Below are 22,628 nucleotides of genomic sequence, written 5' to 3'. Positions count from 1 at the left end.
ATGAACACAAATAAGTTTAAAAAAAGCCCACTAGCGGCTTCTGTGTCACTTATCATCGCTGCAAGCACATTTAACTTCGCTTACGCTGCGCAAGAAAATACTGCCGAACCTGAACTAGAAGTTATTGAAGTAAAAGGTATTCGTGGCTCACTCATTCGTTCAATGGATGTAAAACGTGACGCATCAGGCGTGGTCGATGCCATTTCTGCTGAAGAAATGGGTAAATTTCCAGATACTAACTTAGCTGAATCACTACAGCGTATAACCGGTGTATCGGTGAGTCGTTCAAACGGTGAAGGTAGCCAAATTACCGTACGTGGTTTTGGCCCATCATTTAACCTTGTAACACTTAACGGCCGTCAAATGGCGGGCACAGGCTTTACACGCTCATTTAACTTTGAGAACTTATCATCGGAGGGTGTAAGCTCACTTGAAGTTATGAAAACAGCGCGTGCAGATACACCAACAGGTGGCCTTGGTGCAACTGTAAATATTGTTACCGCTAAACCTCTACAGAAGCCGGGTCAACGATTTTCATTAATGGCTAAAGGTATTCACGATACATCGGTAGAAGAAGGTGATGAGGTTACTCCTGAAGTAGCAGGTATTTACAGCAACACGTTTGCTGACGAAATGTTTGGTTTTTCAGCTAACTTTTCTTACCACCGTCGTGATTTTCAGCGCCAAGCAGCCAATGTGCGCTCTTGGTTAGTCAACCCTAACCTATCGGTTGATGCTGAAAACATAATTGATAACCGCCCAATGGATGCTGATGGCAATCCAGCGAAGCAGTTTTTCGACCCTAACGCTGGGGAGAGTGGTGAATTTGTATCTGCCGCTTTCTTCCCACAAGAAGTCAGCTTTGCAAAAGACGACATTCAGCGTGAACGTTTAAACGCGCAAGCCACTTTTCAGTTTGCACCAACAGATAACTTAACGTTTACACTAGATCACACAATCTCAAATGCAACAACGGGTAATAACTCGTTATCGTGGGGTATTTGGAATGGGTCGTTTGGCGGCAATGGTAATGCCTATGAGCTAGATGAAAACGGCACCGCTATTTACTATAACTCAGCTGGCGATGACGCATCATTCACTGCATTTCGTGAAACCTCAGAAGTAGACTCAAAAGCAACTGGTATTAATGTTGAATGGTTAGCAACAGACAATCTAAGTTTTAACTTTGATGCCCATACTTCAAAAACCACTACAGATAACGGTAAAGATCCAGGCTTGAACTCTAATGCCCGTATTATTTTGGGCTCAGCCGATCTCTCGACTAAAGAATACTTTTTCCGCGAAGGCGATGTGCCCGGTTTCAATATTAATTGGAACAATGGCACACAAGAAGTGAGTCCAAATCAAATTGGTTCTAACTTCAGTATTTTTACCAGAACACCGGGTGAGTCAGAAGTTTCTCAAGTGCAATTAGATGGTAAGCTATTTACTTATACAGATATTGGTCTTGAGACTGTAAAATTTGGTGCGGCTTACACTAAACAAACACTTAGTGGTTGGGGTGGTTCTAATAACGCCAATGCACCAGGCTTTAACAACGGTACATTCGCTGAAATTTTTCCGGATGCGATGTTCGAAAGAGTTGATTTAAGCGGATTCCTTGATGAGTTTTCATTTGGTCCTAACGGCGTAGCCCCTGGTTATGCTTACACTTATGACCTTGATGAAGCATTTGCTCGCCAAAGCGCTTACTTAACCGAAGATGTTATTGGCAGTGATTATTACCGAATTGGTAGCTTTGACGGCTTCCCAACTAACGAAGTTGAAGAAGAAACCATCAGTGTGTATCTCTCTAGTAATTGGGTATTTGACGTTAGCGACTACGAAGTATTTGTAAATTTAGGTCTTCGTTATGAAGAAACTGATATTGTCAGCCCAGCTAAAAGCCGTGTAGCGGAACAAGTGTACTGGGCTGGTGGTTCAGAGTGGTTAACTCAATTTGCCGCTGGTGGCGAATTAGTTGAAGTAGACTATGAAGGCCAATACGACTTACTACTTCCTATGATTGATATTAAAGTCGATCTTACGGATGACCTAGTAACCCGCGCCTCATGGGGTCAAACAATCACCAGACCAACACTCGGTGATATGTTAGGTAACTTGGCTTTAACACCATCACCTAAATTAAATTCAAGAAGTGGTAGCCGTGGTAATCCAAACCTAGAACCATTTAAATCAACGAACTTAGATTTAAGCCTTGAGTATTACTACAGCGAAGGCAGCTACGCTGCTATTGGTCTATTTTGGAAAGACGTAGATAATTGGATTGATAACACCCAGGTTAAAACAACATTTGAAGGCTTACACGATGTGTATTTAGGTCAGCGTTGGAACAACGCAGTAGCCGCCATTGAAGGTCGTGGCGATCAAGCAACTGACACTGCAATTTACAATGAAATTGTAGCTAATGGTGTGGGTATTGGCGAAAACAACCGTATCTTACCAGACCCAGCGACTGATCCGCTGATTGAATGGACCATCAATTCACCTGAAAACGTTGGTTCACGTAAAGTAAACGGTTTTGAATTTGCTGTTCAGCACTTGTTTGGCGACTCGGGCTTTGGTGCGGGCTTCAATGCCACCGTTGTTGATGGTGATGTTGAGTACGATAACTACTACCTTGCCTCTCAAGCGGTATTGGCAGGCCTAAGTGACTCTGCAAACATACAAGGCTTTTACGAAAAAGATGGTTTGTCAGTTAAAATAACTGGTGCATGGCGTGATGAGTACTTAATTGCGCAAGGTTTACCTGACTCAGGTGCTACGGCTCCTCCACAATACGCAGAAGAGTACTTACAGTGGGATATTAGCGTGAACTACGAAGTTAACGAAAGCACAACTGTATTCTTTGAAGGTGTGAACTTAACCAACGAAACCGAGCGTTCATTTAGCCGTTTCGAAAGTCAGTTCTTAAGCGCGGCTCAATACGGCCCTCGTTATGCCTTTGGCGTTAGATACTCTATGGGCAATTAATACATTGCCCAAATACAGTTTTTGATTACCCCTTATAGTTGAAAAGTCAAAGCCGCTCATTGAGCGGCTTTTTTTATAACTGTTTAATTTTTTCTAATAGCTTATCGGTTGTCCAATCAATATCGTTTTAGGCAATATCGGGTTTGTAGTAATCGCCCTTTCCTCTTGCTCTATCCACATACACTTTATTGGGGATAATCACTTTACCTAACCCTGAGGGTAACTCAGCTAATCGAACATCCATATACAATGAATCAGCACTGCTTGGCGCGCCAAATAACGAAAACCTGTGTTTTAAAGTCATTCTCTGGCACCGTGCTATCGCTTTGGTTTGGTTTACGACTCTTAGATGTAAAATCGAATATCTTAATATCATTGTTAATTATTTTTTTGAATCATTAGGCCCACTTAAGTTTTATTTAAAAGTCGGCTCTACAAACGCTAAAAGATTAACTAATTCTCATCTGTAAATGTATTGTTCCTATGTTTTTTTGTTTGATCTTTGAATAGTTGTTGTATCTAAGGGTTTTATTTTATTTCCGTGTAAAAATTCTAAACTTGAATTATAATTGAAAGTTAACTAAATCATGTACCTAGTTAAGGTTTCACTTAATAAGGTCAGTACATAAAATCTTTACATAGATAATGGTCAACGCTATCGAAGCTGACCTATTAGGTGACAAATGAAATCGTTCATTCCAAGTCTATGCCTTTTGGCATTTTCTGCAACTTATAGCTACGAGACGTATGCAGCATCAACGACCTTAACATTTAGTAGTGATGACGGTAACTGGGATAGCGACCATATTGCCGAAGATGGTGAAGGTGGCAGTATCGATATTGCCGGTATCACCATTCAGATCTTCAATATTGATAACTCTGGTGGTACCAAAACCAACAGTATCAATTGGTTTAGCAGCGCTGACCTGGCCAGCAGTGATGGCTTTAGCGGACTGACCGTCGATTACAACTCGTACTTCGCAGAATGGGGGGGCGTTGCAGTTAAAAGCAGTGACGGTTCGGAATTTAGATTTAATGGCTTCGATTTTTACGATTGGGGAAATCAAACCAACGAAGCGATGAGCATAGTTGCCTTTCGCGATGGCGCAATGGTTGCCAGTAGTACTGTTAGTTTTAATGCCAATAGCACCCCCTTTCGTGTTAACCAAGATTTATCAGCCAATTCTTATTACCAATATGTCGATGAAGTACGGATATATTTTAACGATGGCTCAGGCTACTCAGCTATTAATAACATTATTATTGACGATGCTGTTATACCTAATAACCCCCCTACGTTAGGCGGCACCCCAGCCGACGATACCGCCACAGAAGATGTTGCCACCGCTATTGATTTGTCTGCTTATAATGTCACCGATACTGATGGCGACACAATCACTTTAACGCTAGCAACAAACACAGGTACACTTTCAAGTACCGACGGTAACGGCACAATTGCGGGGGTGGCTATTGCTAATTCAGGCAATATGAGTATGACCCTTCAAGGCACTGCCGCTAATCTAAACACTTACCTTAACGACACCAGTAAAATCCTGTTCACCACAGCGTTAAACAATACCACCACAGCTCTATTAACAGTTACCCCAAACGATGGTATAGCAAACGGCACAGCAGACACAGTTAATATCACTGTGACTGCCGTTAACGATTCTCCAGTGCTCGATACTGCGCAGTCGCCGGTGCTAACCGCCATCGACGAAGATGCCGGTGATGACGATGGCTCAGCTGCCGATGGCGATGATGACAGTACCAACAACACCAATAATTCAGGTACTAGCGTTGCTACTATGATGATAGATGGCTCAGTTACCGATGTAGATGGTAGTGCTGTCGAGGCTATAGCTGTAACAATCGTCGACAATACAAATGGTGTTTGGCAATACAGTACCGACACAGGTAGTAGTTGGAATAACTTTTTAGCCACCACAGGAAATAGTGTTGATATTAGTAACTCGGCAAGATTACTTGATAATAACGATTTAGTTCGCTTTGTGCCCTTTGCTAATTACAACGGATTAGCAACAATCACTTTCCGCGCTTGGGATACATCATCAGGCGTTGCAGGTGGCACTGCAGATGCAACCACAAATGGTGGGAGTAGTGCTTTTTCAAATACTACAGACACAGCAAGTGTGACAGTGAATGCTGTAAACGATTCACCGACGTTTAGTGGACTTGATGCAACACCTGCATACACTGAAGACGGTGCAGCAGTTCAACTCGATGCAGATGCAACTATTAGTGACCTAGAGTTAGGTGCACTCAATGGCGGTAATGGCAATTATTCTGGTTCTAATTTAACACTTGTTCGAAATGGTGGAGCAAATGCATCAGACATCTACAGTGTGTTCACCAGCGGCAACTTAACTGTAGCAGGAGGCCCAAACGGAGGCGGTACGATTAGCGCAAGTGGAAATGTCATTGCTACAATTGCCAATACGGGAGATGGCCAGCTTCAAATAACCTTTGTCAATAACGGTACTATTCCAACAACAGCTTTAATTAATGAAGTACTGCAAGCAATTTACTATAGATCTAGCAGTAATGATCTTTCATCAAGTGTTCAACTAGACGTCACTTTTAATGATGGCACTTCAAGCAATACTGTTAGCAGCACTGTCAGTAATACCGATATAAACGATGCGCCTTCCATCACGGCTACCGGAACAAACCCAATCTTTATTGAAGATGCGGGCGCAAGCGACCTTTACAACACTGTTAGTACAGACACCGTAGAGACCGGGCAGACTTTTTCGGCTCTAACATTAACCGTAACCAATGTCGCTGATGATTCTTCAGAAATTCTGTCATTCGATGGGTCAGACGTGGCATTAACCAACGGTAATTCTGTCACAACTGCCACCAATGGACTCACAGTCAATGTGTCAGTAACTGGCAGCACCGCCACCATCTCGTTTAGTGGTGCCACGCTAACAGAAGCGCAATTACAGACTCTTGTAGACGCACTGACTTACCGTAACAGTTCGGATAACCCAACCACTGCGGGGAATCGTGTCGTAACTATCACCAGCGCCACCGATAGTGGCGGTACAGATAATGGAGGTAGTAACTCAACTACGCAAAACTTGACTTCAACGGTTTCAGTAACTGGTGTAAACGATGCGCCGACGGTTAGCAATGTGTACACCGAGACCAGCCAAGTGGTGGCCGGTAACGATGGCCAAGTACTAAGCGGTTTTGCCGACGCTACCGTCGCCAATGTGGACAGCACTGACTACGACACTGGTTTTCTCACCTTGGCGCAAACCACCGGCACCTACAATGGCAATTGGTCTGTTGACGGCACCACCGTCACATCGGGTGCCGATGCTGCGATAAGCGCTGGAGAAACGCTTCAACTATCAGGGATTACAATCGGCACTGTAGATGCGACTGACGATGGTCAAGGCGGGAACGACCTAACCATCAATTTTGTGGCTGATTCAACTAATGCCCATGTACAAACACTGATTCGGAACATGCAATACAGTGCACCATCAGCATTGGGTGATCGTGACTTCACTCTGACACTGAACGATGCCGATGGTACTGCCAATGGCGGAGTTGCTGATGAAAGTGGGATTTTTACTATTAGTGTTACACCTAACCCACCAGCAATTGGCAACCTTGATGGAAATAGCACCAATGCTACTGAAAACGGAGGCGCTGTATTATTAGATGTTGGCAGCAATGCTTCGCTCACCGATGCCGACTCTGTCGATCTCGATGGCGGCACAGTAACAGTAAGTGTTACCAACAATGCTGATGCCGCAAGTGATGTCTTGTCGGTGGATACCAGCGGAGTCGTTAGCTTATCAAGCATCACTGCAGGTTCTAACCTTTCGGTTTCTGGTACAGTGATTGGTACCTTGGTCAATAACATTGCAGCAGGCAATGACTTTGTCGTCAATTTAGGTGCACTCTCGACTCCTGCATTGGTGCAATCACTGCTGCGAGCCCTAACCTTTGAAGCAACGGGAGAGAACCCGGCAGAATCTACTCGTACTATCAACATCACCGTCTCCGATGGCGAGGCGAACGGCAGTGCTAATGTAAGCGTAGTGGTGACAGCCATCAACGACGCACCGCAACTGGCAGGGTTAGTCAGTGATGTCAGCTTTACTGAAGATACTGCTGCTAATCTAGATTTATCTGCTGCAATATTATCGGATGTTGATACCAGTGGTGATGTTACACTTACCTTAACCGCCAGTGCCGGTGCGCTATCCGCCACCAATGGTGGTGGCGTTACCATTGGTGGCAATACCTCGGCAGTACTGACCTTAACCGGTACTATTGCCGCTATAGATACGTACCTCAATAGTACTAACATAACTCATGCACCTGAAAATAACCTCGCAGGCAATGATGCCGCCAACGTAAGCTTAAGTATTAATGATGGCGGTACTGTAACTTCATTGGGCAGCGTAAATATCGACATTACACCAGTGAATGACGGCCCAACAGCATCAGACAATACTATAAACGTTAGCTACAACGGCACCCACACTTTTACCGCAACCGACTTTGGTTTTGGCGACGTTGATCTCGGTGATAGCCTTAAATCTGTTCGAATTGCGACCATTCCATTAAAGGGGTCTCTTACATTAAACGGAAGTTCAGTTAACAACACCGATGTTATATCTATTGCAAATATTAGCGCTAATTTAATGAGATATGCTCCAATTTCTGGTGAAAGTGGAAACGGGTATGCGACCCTAGAGTTTAGTGTAAATGACGGCACGGTGTTTTCATCTTTAACACACACATTAACATTTAATGTTGCTGCAGCACCGCCTCCTCAGCCGATAAATAAAGCGCCATCGATCTCTGGAACACCAGCTACGACTATAAATGAAGGAGAAACTTACCTATTTAGTCCAACAGGCTCTGACAGTGATGGTGATACATTAACTTATTCAATTGCTAATAAGCCAGCATGGTCGATATTTGATACTTCATCTGGTGTATTATCCGGCACACCTAACGCAGACAACATCGGTACAACATCAAACATTGTTATATCAGTGAGTGACGGTGAACTTTCTGCATCCCTATTGCCGTTTAGCATTGAAGTTATAAGTGTCAATGAAACACCACAAGCAAATAGTCAGAATGTAGAACTTGATGAAGATACGGTCAAAACCATCACTTTAACGGGTACTGACAGCGATAACGACAAACTAAACTTTGAAGTTGTAACAGAGCCATTATCTGGAACTATCGAGCTGCAAGGCGACACTGTTCTATACTCACCAGTTGAAAACTATAATGGTAGTGACCAATTTACCTTTATTGCTAAAGACTCTGAACTTAGTTCAGAGCTTGCAACAGTGACAATTAACATTAAACCGGTTAATGACAAACCAGAAGCTATTGCAGATATCGTATCGCTACCTTATTCAGACACAATACAATATCTACTTAATGTTACTGCAAACGACATTGATGTCGATGGTGACAAGCTTACTATTGTAGGAGCGAAAACAGAAATAGGGAACGTTGTTATCGAAGACAACCAACTACTGTATACCGCAGTGTCAGGAGGTCCTGAACAGGTTGCCTTTACTTATAGTATTCAAGATGAGGCACAAGAGATTGCAAAAGGATCAGCGATATTAAATATTGAACAACAAGATACAGAAAGCTTACCTACTGTAACGCCTCCGGCTGATATTGAAGTAAACGCAACCTCTCTGTTTACAAAGGTAGAACTTGGTGTTGCCACGGCAGTAGATGCCAACGGTAACCCAGTAGCCGTTTCTGTTGTGGATAACAGAGTGCAGTTCAAACCTGGTACACATAAGGTGTATTGGCAAGCAATTGATAGCGAAGGTCGAAGTGCAACTGCCACACAAATAGTTAAAGTACATCCTATTATTTCAATTGAAAAAGATACTGTTACTTCCGAAGGTTCAACACTTACTACTTACCTTTATTTAAATGGTGATGCTGTTAGTTACCCATTAACTGTAGATTACGTTGCCGCTGGCACGGCTGATGCAAACGATCATAGCTTGGTTGATGGCCAAGTTTCATTTACATCACGAACAGCTAAAATCGAGATTGACGTATACGAAGATGGCCTGTTGGAAGGTGATGAGCAAATAACCATTTCACTTTCTCCTGAATTTAATTTAGGCGCAAATAGGCAACAAGTAGTGACAATAACTGAGAGTAATATTGCTCCTGATATTGAACTTACTGTATCTCAAAATAACGAAAATAGACTAACCATAGGTAAAGCTGATGGACTAGTAACAGTTAAAGCTAATTATTTTGATGCTAATTTGAATGACTCTGTCTTGCTTAATTGGGATAGTTCATTTACTAATAATTCAACAAATGGCGACACATTCACCTTTGATCCTAGCAATCTAGACGAAGCTGTTTATTTGGTATCAGTTACAGCGACGGATTCTGGTCAACCGTCATTATCAAACACGGCTAACGTTTATATTACAATAAAAGATAGTTTGACTCCGCTCAGTAACATATCTGATACAGACGGCGATCTAATACCTGATGCCCAAGAAGGATATAAAGACACTGATGGCGATGGTATTCCAGACTTTCAGGATGTAATTGATGACTGTAATGTAATACCTCACTCTACGAATGAACAAAACCGTTTTCTAGTCGAAAGTGAACCGGGAGCTTGTTTACGTATAGGTAGCTCTGTCGTAAATAATCAATCTGGTGGGGCACTAGTATTCGATAATGAGGTTAGTCCAGACGATCAAGCAACATCAACCGGTGGAATTTTCGACTTTATTATTTGGGAAATGGCTGAAGTAGGCAAATCTATTCAGCTAGTTCTGCCACAAACCCAGGCAATTCCACAAAACTCCATATATCGGAAGTTTATTAATAACCAATGGCAAAACTTTGTTATCAATGACAATAATCAGGTAGCTTCATCTGAAGGGTTTTCAGGTTATTGCCCACCGCCAGGAAGTGCAAGGTGGACTGAAGGCCTAACTCAAGGACATTGGTGTGTTCAGCTCACGATAGAGGATGGTGGACCAAATGATGCGGATGGTATCGCGAATGGTGCTATTGTAGATCCAAGTGGTGTTGCAGTTCCAATTAGTAACAACCAGCCACCTGTTGCTGTTGACGATATTTTCTCTATGAGATGGAACGATAGTGCATTTATAGATGTGTTACAAAATGATACCGATGCAGATAATGATAACCTAAAAATAAGCTCTACTAGTGCAAATTTCGGTAATGTTGAGATTATTGATAATCAGTTATTTTATACTGCTGAACAAGACTTTTATGGCGTAGCAACAATTGAGTACAGTATTGATGATAGTAATGGTGGCAGCGCAGCTGCAAATGCCTCAGTATCAGTTAGCGCTAACCTTGCCCCGGTCGCAAATAATGATGTTGCAACAACAGACGATAAAACAGCAATAAATCTAGCTGTACTATTAAATGATTCCGACCCTGATAACGATGCAATTCAAATTATTGCAGCAACGGTTGATAAGGGCTCTGTCTCTATTAACACTGACAATACTTTGAGATATGTGCCAGACGTTGGCAGTGAGTATTCTGCAAATGTGCGCTACACAATTAGTGATGGTAAATACGAAGCTCAGGCTATGGTATTCATTATGGTTACTAAATCTTCACCTCAGGTTGAGCCTGATGAACCGTTAACTAAGAAGAAATCAAGTGGTAGTATTTCCATTTGGTTCTTATACATACTTTTATTCGCCATGATTTTGCGAAGAAAATACTAAACCCAAACGCCTAATTAAGCCCAGCAAAATCTGGGCTTGATTTATTAAAAGTTACCATTCGCAGACAGCTATACAAGAATTTCTTAATCGGCACTGCGGCTCAATACGGTCCTCGTTATGCCTTTGGCGTTAGATACTTTATGGGCAATTAATGCATTGCCCAAACACAGTTTTGATTACCCCCTATAATTGAAAAGTCAAAGCCGCTCAATGAGCGGCTTTTTTATAACAGTTTAATTTTTTCTAATAGCTTATCAGTTGTCCAATCAATATCGTTATAGGCAATATCTGGGTTGTAGTAATCACCCTTTCCTCTTGCTCTATTAACATACACTTTATTAGGGATAATCACTTTACCTAACCCTGAGGGTAACTCGACTAATCGAACATCCATATACAGTGAGTCAGCACTGCTTGGCGCGCCAAATAACTGAGTGTTTGTAAATTGCTTAAATACATCAATGGCGTCAAGACAGGCACTTGCACACTGTGGCGGTACAATAACAAAAACCTGTGTTTTAAAGTCACTCACTGGTACCGTACTTTCGCTTAGGTTTGATTTATTTTGCAGCTCTTCAATGTAAAATGGCTTATTATTTTCAAGTGATTGCGCCATACCTGCTGCTATTTCTTTAATCAGTTCATGAACTTCAGGTTGATCTTTTACCACGTCAATTAACGATTTAACATAGTTGGTATTGTCTTTTGACGCTCTCCACCAAACCCGGCTATTTTGCGAGTAGTTATCCATTTTTTGTTCAACAATTTGCTCACCCCACAACGCTTTTGCAAGCGTTAAGCTCCAATACGACGAGCCACCTTGGTTATGACGAAGATCTAAAATCACCGTTTTTGCACTGAGTAACTTAGTACGTTGACTCGTCACTTTCTTATACAGGTTATTGTAATCCTTAGTTTGCTTATCGTTATTTACAAAACTGGGCATAGCAATCCACGCTGTGTTTTGCGCAGGCCAAGTTAAATCGGTTTCAAGCTTATCCCCATTATAGGAATGTGTTAAATGCTTACTTACGCTCTTTGGCTGAACAGACCAATCAAGGGCTTTATTGTAGGATTGTCCATTGGTTTTAATAAATTGACATTCTTTTAGAGGTGTTAAAAATGGATTGCCCTCATCAACGAGTAATCGCCAACCTTGCTGCCACCAATGCCCAGGCTGTGTAACCTGTCCATGAAACTTAAACACTCTTTGTCGCATTAACGTCTCGGTACTTTGCCCATCGCAGCCACTTATCACGTCGCCTTTATTTATATTATCTGTTTCACTGTAATACACTTTTAATGCATCACCTCGCCAAACTGCACGAAAACCAGGCCAGCGACGAGCAGGTCGTTCAACGCGTGAAAACACACCGGCATGACCATCTTGTAGCACAGTACTAAAACGCGCAATTGCTGCAACATGAACCTGTGGTCCGCTCGCTTTAGCAGAAAGTGCAAGTGCTTCTGCTTTTGCTTGCTTTAATAATTCAGGAAAGGCTGGGTTGTTAACATCAAACATGCCAGGGTGATTTTTTGCCGATATGCTGTAAGCAGCTTCAATATCACGCTCAGTAACACTGCGCCATTGCTCTGGGGTTTTAGGAGTAAGCGATAATTCGGCCATACTCAAGGTAGGCGTAATTATTAAAGCGCTCAATAAAGTACGGCTAACTATTTTTGTTTTTATGTTCATGAAAATCCATTTAAAATTAGGCTATATAATTACTGTAAACTCATTTGGTGGAACTAAAAATATCTTAAATCCAATAAGTATCAGCAAATTTTTTACAGCAATAACTTAGCAACAATAAAAGCAGCTAACAATGAGTGAAATTTAAAATGAACTGGCTTTAAATTAAGAGCAACAGCTTACTTAGAGGTTTGTTCAATTTTGGTTTGCAGTAGTGTTATGCGGGCGTTGAGTTTTCTAAAGGTATACTGTGAATAGAAAAAGTTTAAAAAGAAAGCAGCAAAACCTGAACAAGCAAGCCCTATCAATGGGCTGAAATAAAACATTAACAACAAAACAATAACAGCCATCGCTATCGTAAGTCCCAAATAATGAGATGCACTAAATAACTTTCGGTTATTTTTTTCAAGCTGAACTATGTGAGAATCTATATCCATTAAAAATTTCCTTTTAACAAATCAAAGTTAACTATCTTGAGATTTAGGTAGCTACATAAGCAGCATCTAAAGAAGTCCATTCATTCCACTGCGTCTTTGTTAATCGATATAACTGTACGGCACGACCATGAAATTCATGATTGCTATAATCTGTAAAGCCAATTTTCTTTGCTACTTTCAATGACGCAATATGCTCAGGTTCAATAATAACTACGACGGATTGATGAGTAGTTTGAGTAAACACATACTTTAAAACACTTTTAGCCGCTTCGCAGGCTAAGCCTTTATTCCAAAAATCGACCGCTAATCGATACCCTAAATTAGGCTCTTCGTTACCCGCGACACTTTGTGGTGAAATACCACAAAATCCAATCAATAAATCGCTGTTTTTATCTATTAGTGCCCATGGGCCCAAACCATATGAGTCGTAGCATTGTAAACACCACTTTATAAATTCACCAGTTGCGGCTTCATCGCACACACCACGAATTGAGTATTTCATCACTTCATCGTCACTAAGAATTTTACTTAATGCCGGCACATCATCAATTGAAAACTGCCGAATAAGCAACCTTTGGGTTTCACAAATTTTCACTCAAACCTCCTTGTAATTACAGCTAAAAACTTTCAAAAAAACCAAGTAATTAAGGTAGGTCTCTTAGTTATTTAGTTCTTTTTATGTTTTGAATGCCACATAAAGTATCCAAATAATATGCCTACTAAAGGAAATATTATTAAAGATGAAATGATTCCATCAAAAAAATCTTGCTCACCTGTAAGGTGCATGATTAATTGAAATAAAATAGCTGTAGAAATTCCCCAGCCTAAAGGACCTCTTAGTAAAATAAAACGTAATTTAGTATCGTTTATATTCATGAGTCTTCCTTAATTTATAAGCCCAAATAATGAGCTAAAATCAACACAATGCTGATGTATTTCTTAGATTGACAAGCCTAACGTTTAAACAAATGATAGGCACTAGTGATTGTTTTAAATTAATGCTATTGAAAAAACACTTAACCAACTTAATTGAATACCATAAGAGATACGTTGATAGGTACCAGGTTTACTTTGTAGTTTTATTGCTTTAGCCATAGCAAACAGATAATAAACTGTAGCGATAACAGAAACAATTGAAAAAACACGAAAGTATAGAGAGATAACTTCTGTGGTTGGACTAATAGCTATTAATATTGGTGCTACAACCAGCGAAAGTAGCATAATAAAACCAGCCCAAGAATGTACCTTGCAGCTAAAAGTTGGATGTTTAGTAAATGGGTCAGCATCCATAGGAAAATAACCCGCAACCCAAGTACCAATACCATGCACTATAACTAACCAACCAGCAATATTAACCAATATAGAAACATTAGCCAATTGCGCCAAATACCAGCCAAAAAAGCAAAATAGAAAACCTAAAGGATAGTTATTAATTAGCGGTGACAGTTTTTCAGTTGGGCTTCCTGTTGCACCTAATTCACTACAAAATTGTTTAGAATGGCTGTAACCTTTATAAAACCGACTTGCTACATAAACACCAATGAATATCCATAATGTGACTATTAACCCTGAATAAATCGCAATCGTTTCAAACATCACCATAATCCTTTTTGTGATTAATTCACTAAAGCCTTTTTAAACACAGAGGAGAAAATGAGCCGGCTTCGAGTGACGAGCTGTGAGCTTGTACAAACAGCCCTGAGCTAGAACCTTTAATCTACTTTTTCAACCCAGCGCCTTATTACCCTCTTTGTGCATGATTCACTGAGGTTTTATTTCGCCTCATTAATAAATCATTTCTTTATTATTATAATTAACCACTAATCAAATGCTATCAGTATTAGTTTTAAAAAAAACAAAGCGCTACAACAATGCAGCGCTTTCATTACTTATAGGTTGTTTGTTTAAACTAAAACGCCTTATTAAAAGAAGCCAAGGGGATCTTCGCTGTAACTTACTAATAAGTTTTTAGTTTGTTGGTAATGATCGAGCGCGAGTTTGTGCGTTTCGCGGCCTATACCAGACTTTTTATAACCGCCAAACGCAGCGTGTGCTGGGTACATATGGTAACAGTTGGTCCATACGCGACCGGCTTCTATTTTGCGACCAAAGTGATAAGCGCGGTTCATATTACGGCTCCATACACCTGCGCCTAAACCAAATTCTGAGCTGTTAGCCAATTCGAGCGCTTCGGCTTCGTCTTTAAAGGTCGACATTGAAATAACGGGGCCAAAGATTTCTTCTTGGAACACGCGCATATCGTTAGTGCCTTTTAATAAAGTAGGTTGAATGTAATAGCCACCATTTAGCTCATCGCTAAGTTGCTCAACATGACCGCCACTGAGTACTTCAGCACCTTCTTGTTTGCCAATATCAATGTAACTTAAAATTTTATCAAACTGTGCTTTAGAGGCTTGCGCCCCTACCATGGTTTCGCTGTCTAGCGGGTTACCGCGTTTAATTTGCTTGGTACGTTTTAAAATGCGTTCTATAAATTGCTCATAAATATCTTCTTGAATGAACAAGCGTGATGGACAAGTACATACTTCACCTTGGTTAAAGTAGGCAAGAATGGCGCCCTCAATTGCTTTATCTAGGTATGAGTCGTCTTTTTCCATAACATCGTTAAAGAAGATATTAGGTGATTTTCCCCCAAGTTCTACCGTTGAAGGAATAATATTTTCAGCTGCGCATTTTAAAATATGTGAACCCACAGGGGTTGAGCCTGTAAAGGCAATTTTAGCTATACGCGTATTAGTTGCCAGTGCTTCACCGGCTTCTTTACCAAAGCCATTTACTACGTTTAGCACGCCGCCGGGTAGTAAATCACCAATAATTTCCATTAATACTAATATTGAGGCGGGTGTTTGCTCAGCAGGTTTAAGTACCACACAGTTACCAGCTGCAAGTGCAGGTGCTAGTTTCCATGCAGCCATTAAAATTGGAAAGTTCCACGGAATAATTTGCCCTACAACACCTAATGGTTCATGAAAATGATACGCCACCGTGGTTTCGTCTATTTCACCAATACTGCCATCTTGAGCACGCAAGCAACCGGCAAAGTAACGAAAGTGGTCCGCAGCAAGTGGAATATCCGCGGCGAGGGTTTCGCGAATGGCTTTACCGTTATCCCATGTTTCGGCCACTGCAAGTAGCTCTAGATTTTGTTCAATGCGATCAGCAATTTTTAATAAAATATTACTGCGCTCGGTAACTGAGGTTGTGCCCCACTGCGTTTTTACGGCATGCGCTTTATCAAGCGCCAAATTAATATCGTCTTTGTCAGAGCGGGGAATTTTACAAAACACTTTGCCATTTACAGGGCTAATATTCTCAAAGTATTGACCATTAACGGGTTCAACCCACTCGCCGCCAATATAGTTACCATACTGCTGTTTAAATGTGATGAGTGCGTCTGCTGTGCCTGGATTTGCGTAAATCATATGTGTGTTCTCTTGTTGTTGTTAGCTAAAAGTCTAAGCCGAAATACCAGCAACTTGTTAGGGTAATGTAGCAAGTTGCTTTATATTTAATCGGTATTGATTGACATTAGACTATTAAGCGCTTAAAAACTTGATTAGCAGTCCAAAAAAATTGTCTGTGAGTCCAAACGATTTAATCATTAAAAAGGCTGATTATGTATTCGTCACAGTTAAATAAAAAACGCCAACAACTTGATGTACTTATTGAAAACAAAGTGAGCTTTGCTGCCGACAACAGCGAACTGAGTATTTATGATACTTATAAAAGTGCGCAAAAAGTGGCGCTGCATTCAAACGAATTACTGTTTTGTGCCATGCTCAGTGGCAAGAAAATTATGCATGTTGAGAATAGTCATTATCATAAAGCGTTTTTACCCCACGAATCGTTTGTATTAGCGCCCGAGCAAGGGGTGCTGATTGATTTTCCACAGGCAACTCTCAACTCACCTACCACCTGTTTAGCGATTGAAATCAGCACAGATAAAATAACCAATGTGGCTAATGCGCTTAATATGCAGCAAAACTTTGCTAGTGATACCTTATTTGAATACAGCCCTAATTTAGTGCATACCCAACATAATGCGCAAACTCAGCAGTTATTAGAGCGAATGGTGCATTTATTTAGTGAGCAAGGCGCCGAGCGACACTACCTAATTGATTTATCGTTAAACGAATTGATCACCCGTTTACTGCAACAACAAAGCCGCGATTTATTAATGGCAAACTGCGATAAACTGCGTCTAAAAAGTAACGTGAGTGATGCTCTGCATTATATTGAAGAGCATTTAAGCGACACACTCGACATAGACACCTTATGCAAAATAACTTGTATGAGTCGTAGTAAGTTTTACCAGCAATTTAAACTCGCTTTTGGCACCAGCCCTGCGCTTTGGCAGCAACAGCTTAGGCTTAAAAAAGCCCGCACGCTTTTATTAGAAGGCCAAGCTATAAGTAAAGTGTGCTACGACCTTGGTTTTAATAGCGCCAGTCATTTTAGCCGTTTATTTAAGCAAACTTTTGGTATTGCACCTAAACAGTGTCGGCATTAATAGCGTATTTGTTTTCTAACTATGCAGTAGTTGAAAGCTATTAATAAAAAGACTAAGAGCAACTTAAATTATTTATGCAAGATCGCGCTACTATCTAGTGATATTTAATTGAGATCCCATTAATCGGGTTTAAGCCGCAAAAATTTTAACCTTATCGAATAGAACGCGTTTATTTAAAACCAAAAATAATTTTCCACAACCTTAAAAACATTATGTTTACAAAATAAAAACGGTTCGATAACATCAAAGTACCCAATTCAGGGTTTACATTTTAAATGGAGATTAAAATGATAAAACACCTTCTAAAACTTGCCTTTACTGCACTGCTTTTTTCCCATACAAGCAGCTTTGCCGAGATACAAATCGCTGAAGAAATGATCCGCTTTACAGATAAAGCCAATAAAATAGAGCAATGGCGACGTGGTACAACTAAGCGCTTTGATACCTTTGAACAGTTTTTTTTAAATGCTGGCGGTTACGCAAGTTATCAAACAGGCTACCTTTTTGATATTCGTAACGCGCATTGGCTCAGTTATGAAGAGGCAATTAAAGTCGCCCCTAATTTAAAAAGTGTCTTAAACAGTGAACAACTCAACGTTAATATCACTCGTGAAGAGCTTCTCGCTTTTACAAATATACAAGTACCTGCAAACACCCATTATGTGTATTTATACTTTGATACACCCACTGCAAAAGATGGCAGTTACTTATATTCCGAAGGAGGGGCTTTTACAGACTCATTAATAAAATCCATCAAACGACGAAAAAATGCTGCACTTACTCTACAAAAGCATGCAACGATACCGTGGTATTTAATTGAGATCCCATTAATAGGGTTCAACCCGCAATAGTGTTTAATTTATAGCGCCATGCGTGCTTAGTAGCTAAAAGGGTAATAAATGTTAACGATTCCAAAGCAAGATTCCAACTTAATAAAATCGCGAACTGTTTTACTGTTTGCTTTGGGGGGATTGGTATTAGTAGCAATAGTTTGGCTTGTGTTTACGGTATTATTTAGTAATAAAGCGTACGACATCAAATATTCAGCGGTAGAAAAGGGTGCGGTACAACAACAAGTTGCCGTGTTTGGCCGGTTAAAACCCCGCGTTTCAAGTAGTTTAGTGGCGCAAATAGATGGCCATATAAGCCAATTAAATGTACTTCCGGGTAGCCACCTAGACAGCAATACCGTTGTACTTACGTTATCTAACCCGCAGTTATTACGCCAATACGATATAGCAAAATTAAACTGGCAAAAAGCACAAGCGATGCATGTTTCGGCATTAGCTAAATTACAGCGCGAAGCAACGCAATTGGCTAACGATGTTGCTATGGCGCAAAGCGAACTAAAATTTGCAGAGCAAGAAATTGCCACTTTAGATGTATTACATAAACAGCAGCTACTAAGTGAACTTGATTTTTTAAAAGCAAAAACGCGGCTTGAACAAATTCGTTTAAAATTAGATTTAACAAAGCGCAGTGAAAAAGCTTTTTTAACGGCACTTGAATATGAAGAAAAAGCATTAGCCCTAACCCTTGAATCTGAAAAACAACAGCTAGCACTTACTTACAGCGATGTACAAAACCTTGAAATTAAAACCTCGCAAGGTGGTATTTTAACAGAGTTGCTTGATGGGATTGATGTTGGACAAGCCGTAAGTAAAGGAACGGTACTGGCTAAACTATCAGATAAAAATAGCCTTTATGCAGAGTTACTCGCACCCGCCAGCGCAGCTGACTCTATAAAGGTAGGCATGCCTGTGACGGTTGAAATTAAGGGCACTTCGTATAATGCAAAAGTTGTGCGGGTGTTTCCAAGTATTGAGGCGAATCAAATAAAACTAGAAGCTGCATTTATACAGCAAGTACCTACATCTGCAATCAGTAACTTATCTATCGCTGCTAACGTATTAGTAGCAGACAAAGAAAACACATTACGTATCGCCAAACCGATATATTTAGACCCTCGCCAGCTAACACAAAATGTATATATTTACGAAGAGGGAGAAATTTTAGCTAAAGAAGTAACAATAGGCCTACAGGGTGGACAATATATTGAAGTTATAGCTGGGTTAAATGAGGGGGAGTTAGTATTAAGTACGCTCCCAAATGACTTCGCTGAATTATAAAAGTGATGCAAAAAAATAGGCATAACAATAAAAAAAACCCACGCTAAGGAGTGCACAGTGGATCAGTTAATTACGTTAGAGCGAGTATCAAAGTCATTTTCTGCCAATGCCAAACCCGTATTGGAAAACATCGATTTAACAATTAATGACGGTGAATCAATCGCCATTTCAGGCCCATCTGGTAGTGGTAAATCGACTTTATTATCTATTATTGGTTTACTCGATGAACCAACAGCTGGTGATTATTTACTGCGCAGTGAAAATATTACAGCGTTGACCCGTAAACAAAAGAGTTTGGTGCGCAATGCACATATAGGCTGGATATTTCAAAACTTTAATTTAATTGCCAGTATGACAGTGCTGGAGAATGTAGTGCAGCCTATGCGCTTTAATAAAACCATAAAATCTAGTGAGTACATTGCTCGTGCTAAAGCCGTGCTTAATGATGTGGGATTACTAGATAAACATGCCACCACGCCAGATAAGCTTTCAGGTGGGCAACAACAACGTGTTGCTATTGCAAGAGCACTGGTCAATAAACCCGCGCTAATATTAGCGGATGAACCGACAGGTAACCTTGATCAAGCTACCGGTGATGAAGTAATGGCGTTACTACAAGCGCTGTGCGATAAAGGCAGCACACTTATAGTCGTTACACACGATGAAAAAATTGCTCAACGCTGCAAGCGCCGGATCAGAATTTTAGATGGGCGGATAGATTATGATGGTAAGTAATCTAGGCTTTGAGCTTTTAACACAATGGCGACGTTGGCGTGGGCAATATTTAAAACTGGCTATATTATTACTTGGTTTTGCTTTAACCGCCGCCCTTTTAAGTATCGCGTTGCGCTTGGGCAGTATGCTTTTTTATGAAAACCCAAGCTGGACCAATACCCAAAAGCCTTTGTATACATTAGGAAGGCTAAGCGAAGATAACCGTTTGAGTGCAGTTAGTAAACAAGCGATTGTTCAGCTAAAAACACTACCAATGGTTGAAGATGTATCATGGCTCGTGTTTAAAGAATTCAACTTTTCGATTGATAACGCAAAGTTAAGCAATGTCAGAAGTGCTATTTTTTCGCCTAATATGGCCGACAATTTGGCGATTGACGAGTTAAAAAATAGCAAGGTGTCTGGTGCGTGGATCACCGAAAAATTTTGGCGAGAAAAACTCAAAAGTGATGCCAATATTAAAGGCAAAATACTTTCCTATAAACGCCTTGAGCAAGGTATACCAATTCTTGGTGTTTTAGATAAAAAATATAATCAAGTGGGAGTTAACCATATTGATGTATGGCTACCCGAAGACATTCTGCGCTATTCGACCCCTTTTACTAATGACTCAATGGTAGACCGGTTTTTGCAGGCGGCTCCTTTGTATTACGCTGTGTTCTCAGCAAAAATGTCTTTTGATCCTGAGCAAACTAAAAAGCAATTGGAGAGTATAGATTTAAGTGTTAAAGGCATGTCTTTTGGTAGGTCACCATTGCCGCTAGTTATTTTTTCGGGCGTAAATTTTGATCCTAAATCGCATCAGCACATGGTACTGCTATGGCAGTTACTTATAGGTTTAATTGTTACGCTGTTTTTTATTTTAACATTTAGTTTATTTTCAATTTCTAGCAGTAAAGCCATTGTGTTTGCCGATGAATATAAAACTTTACGGTTATTAGGCGCACAATCAAGCGACTTTATTCGATCTGCACTCCTTTTTGCATGTCTGAAAATCGTGGTGATAAGTCTGCTTAGCGTGCTAAGTCTATATTTGCTTAGTCAGCTAATTATTAGCAGTGCCAGCTACCAATTATTATTTACTGATAAAGATTTGTCTGTAGATAGTGCCAGTTTTATCAGTGCAATCGCGATGATAGCTGTGAGTGTAATAGTATGTGCCCTCGTTCCCCTTGTGAACTTGCTTAAGGGTTCATTGTTTAATCGTATGGCAAATACTCGGGTATCGTTGTTTCAAAAGACGTTAGCCGGAGGTATTTTAATTATTCAATTAAGCGTAGCGCTAACGGCAGCCTATGCGCTAAGTCATGTGGCTCACACTCAGTGGCAGCAATATCATCAAAGTAATATTGACTTATCAGTTGCTCAGGTACGTATTGACTCCGGCCACTTTGCGATTTCTTGGCGCCAAGCCTTAAACCAGGTACAGCAATTAGACCCGCAAGCCGTCATATTGTCATCCCCTTTTGAAAAACTTCACCAGTATACACTTGAAGACCAGCGTCTTAAGGAGTCTCTCGATATCAAAACAGTCTACGCGAGTAGCCACTTTTTTGATTTACTTGATGCGGATATTCAAGGCAAACAATTAGCTAATTGGCAAAATGGCGTAATCATCAACCACGCCCTTGCTAGGCATTTAACTAGTTCGCAAGAGTTGAGTTCACTCATTGGCACGACGATTAATTACGGTCTAGAAAACCAGCAACTCACTATTGCAGGGATCAGCGAAAATATACCGCATTGGGGAAGAAAACAAAGCATTATGCCCACTTTATATTTACCTTTTAATACTTATGATGAAGAAACCTTAAAAAATTTTTCCGTGTTATCAAACAACATTAATGCACTTAGTTACAACAGCGACTTTACTCACTGGCTTAACGAGCAAGCCGCTAGCATTACTATTCATATAACCGAAACTTTAGCAGATATTTTGGCCAAGTTTGATCAGCAATCAACTGATTTACTCTGGTTTGGCTTTATAATTACATTGATTATTTTAGTCGGTATTTTTAGCGGGATATGGTATCAAGTACTCGCACAACTTAGGTTAGACAAACAATCTATATGCGTGTTACTCGCTATTGGGGCTACTGACGGTTATGTCATTTTTAGCCGCTGTAAAGAAATACTCTTTGCTTTTATATTAGCGATCATTGCGTGTTTTATTTTTTATAAACTGATTGGCTCGACTTTACTTGGCTTTGACCTAGTTGCATTATTCATCGCACTATTAACCACACTGGCATTGTGTTTAGTTGCAACGTTGTCACCTTTAGTTAAATTACTTAAAACCCCTATTCAGCAAGCTTTAAGAGAATTTTAAGGAATACT

Annotated in this window: 13 protein-coding genes and 1 pseudogene; 7 read left to right on the top strand and 7 right to left on the bottom strand. The window is 40.5% G+C overall.

Annotated elements, in window-relative coordinates:
- Positions 1 to 2,994: a TonB-dependent receptor gene (locus CWB75_RS03435; RefSeq protein WP_109875146.1), complete on the top strand. Its 2,994-nt coding sequence runs from the start codon at positions 1 to 3 to the stop codon at positions 2,992 to 2,994.
- Positions 2,995 to 3,121: 127 nt separating this feature from the next.
- Here the strand turns inward: CWB75_RS03435 and CWB75_RS03430 are convergent.
- A pseudogene (locus CWB75_RS03430) lies at positions 3,122 to 3,277 on the bottom strand (S41 family peptidase); the annotation flags it as partial.
- Positions 3,278 to 3,677: 400 nt separating this feature from the next.
- Between CWB75_RS03430 and CWB75_RS03425 the strand changes: the two are divergent.
- Positions 3,678 to 10,769 (top strand): Ig-like domain-containing protein, encoded by a 7,092-nt coding sequence (locus tag CWB75_RS03425; protein ID WP_138569907.1) that lies wholly within the window; start codon positions 3,678 to 3,680, stop codon positions 10,767 to 10,769.
- 223 nt (positions 10,770 to 10,992) lie between these two features.
- On the opposite strand, the gene CWB75_RS03420 is transcribed toward CWB75_RS03425, so the two are convergent.
- From CWB75_RS03420 to exaC, 6 genes are all read right to left on the bottom strand, one after another.
- The gene (locus tag CWB75_RS03420) at positions 10,993 to 12,465 is read right to left on the bottom strand and encodes a S41 family peptidase (protein WP_138569906.1); all 1,473 of its coding nucleotides are present in this window, start codon (positions 12,463 to 12,465) and stop codon (positions 10,993 to 10,995) included.
- 176 nt (positions 12,466 to 12,641) lie between these two features.
- Positions 12,642 to 12,899: a hypothetical protein gene (locus tag CWB75_RS03415; protein ID WP_138569905.1), complete on the bottom strand. Its 258-nt coding sequence runs from the start codon at positions 12,897 to 12,899 to the stop codon at positions 12,642 to 12,644.
- Positions 12,900 to 12,942: 43 nt separating this feature from the next.
- Entirely contained in the window at positions 12,943 to 13,494 is a 552-nt protein-coding gene (locus tag CWB75_RS03410) for a GNAT family N-acetyltransferase (protein WP_138569904.1), read from the bottom strand.
- A 71-nt stretch (positions 13,495 to 13,565) separates the two neighbouring features.
- The gene (locus tag CWB75_RS03405; protein ID WP_010389281.1) at positions 13,566 to 13,775 is read right to left on the bottom strand and encodes a hypothetical protein; all 210 of its coding nucleotides are present in this window, start codon (positions 13,773 to 13,775) and stop codon (positions 13,566 to 13,568) included.
- A gap of 114 nt (positions 13,776 to 13,889) precedes the next feature.
- Positions 13,890 to 14,495: a DUF998 domain-containing protein gene (locus tag CWB75_RS03400; RefSeq protein WP_138569903.1), complete on the bottom strand. Its 606-nt coding sequence runs from the start codon at positions 14,493 to 14,495 to the stop codon at positions 13,890 to 13,892.
- A 326-nt stretch (positions 14,496 to 14,821) separates the two neighbouring features.
- Positions 14,822 to 16,342 (bottom strand): acetaldehyde dehydrogenase ExaC, encoded by a 1,521-nt coding sequence (gene exaC / locus CWB75_RS03395; RefSeq protein ID WP_010389285.1) that lies wholly within the window; start codon positions 16,340 to 16,342, stop codon positions 14,822 to 14,824.
- 194 nt (positions 16,343 to 16,536) lie between these two features.
- Between exaC and CWB75_RS03390 the strand changes: the two genes are divergently transcribed.
- From CWB75_RS03390 to CWB75_RS03370, 5 genes are all read left to right on the top strand, one after another.
- Entirely contained in the window at positions 16,537 to 17,430 is an 894-nt protein-coding gene (locus CWB75_RS03390) for an AraC family transcriptional regulator (RefSeq protein ID WP_138569902.1), read from the top strand.
- A 287-nt stretch (positions 17,431 to 17,717) separates the two neighbouring features.
- Entirely contained in the window at positions 17,718 to 18,281 is a 564-nt protein-coding gene (locus CWB75_RS03385) for a hypothetical protein (protein WP_138569901.1), read from the top strand.
- A gap of 48 nt (positions 18,282 to 18,329) precedes the next feature.
- A complete protein-coding gene (locus CWB75_RS03380) occupies positions 18,330 to 19,559 on the top strand; it encodes an efflux RND transporter periplasmic adaptor subunit (RefSeq protein WP_138569900.1) in 1,230 nt (409 codons plus the stop codon).
- A 57-nt stretch (positions 19,560 to 19,616) separates the two neighbouring features.
- Positions 19,617 to 20,294, top strand: a complete 678-nt coding sequence (locus tag CWB75_RS03375; RefSeq protein ID WP_138569899.1) for an ABC transporter ATP-binding protein — start codon at positions 19,617 to 19,619, stop codon at positions 20,292 to 20,294.
- A complete protein-coding gene (locus CWB75_RS03370; RefSeq protein WP_138569898.1) occupies positions 20,281 to 22,620 on the top strand; it encodes a hypothetical protein in 2,340 nt (779 codons plus the stop codon). The genes CWB75_RS03375 and CWB75_RS03370 overlap by 14 nt, the downstream gene beginning before the upstream one ends.
- Positions 22,621 to 22,628: the final 8 nt, after the last annotated feature.

It is taken from the genome of Pseudoalteromonas sp. S1608 (assembly GCF_005887265.1).
GTDB classification, from domain to species: Bacteria; Pseudomonadota; Gammaproteobacteria; order Enterobacterales; family Alteromonadaceae; genus Pseudoalteromonas; species Pseudoalteromonas undina.
The sequence above is the reverse complement of the archived record's forward strand: the minus strand, read 5'-3'. Positions and strand labels throughout refer to the sequence as shown.

Coding starts and splice junctions, on each gene's coding strand:
- CWB75_RS03435 (WP_109875146.1), top strand. CDS start 1: ATGAACACAAATAAGTTTAAAAAAAGCCCACTAGCGGCTTCTGTGTCA.
- CWB75_RS03425 (WP_138569907.1), top strand. CDS start 3,678: ATGAAATCGTTCATTCCAAGTCTATGCCTTTTGGCATTTTCTGCAACT.
- CWB75_RS03420 (WP_138569906.1), bottom strand. CDS start 12,465: ATGAACATAAAAACAAAAATAGTTAGCCGTACTTTATTGAGCGCTTTA.
- CWB75_RS03415 (WP_138569905.1), bottom strand. CDS start 12,899: ATGGATATAGATTCTCACATAGTTCAGCTTGAAAAAAATAACCGAAAG.
- CWB75_RS03405 (WP_010389281.1), bottom strand. CDS start 13,775: ATGAATATAAACGATACTAAATTACGTTTTATTTTACTAAGAGGTCCT.
- CWB75_RS03400 (WP_138569903.1), bottom strand. CDS start 14,495: ATGTTTGAAACGATTGCGATTTATTCAGGGTTAATAGTCACATTATGG.
- exaC (WP_010389285.1), bottom strand. CDS start 16,342: ATGATTTACGCAAATCCAGGCACAGCAGACGCACTCATCACATTTAAA.
- CWB75_RS03390 (WP_138569902.1), top strand. CDS start 16,537: ATGTATTCGTCACAGTTAAATAAAAAACGCCAACAACTTGATGTACTT.
- CWB75_RS03385 (WP_138569901.1), top strand. CDS start 17,718: ATGATAAAACACCTTCTAAAACTTGCCTTTACTGCACTGCTTTTTTCC.
- CWB75_RS03380 (WP_138569900.1), top strand. CDS start 18,330: ATGTTAACGATTCCAAAGCAAGATTCCAACTTAATAAAATCGCGAACT.
- CWB75_RS03370 (WP_138569898.1), top strand. CDS start 20,281: ATGATGGTAAGTAATCTAGGCTTTGAGCTTTTAACACAATGGCGACGT.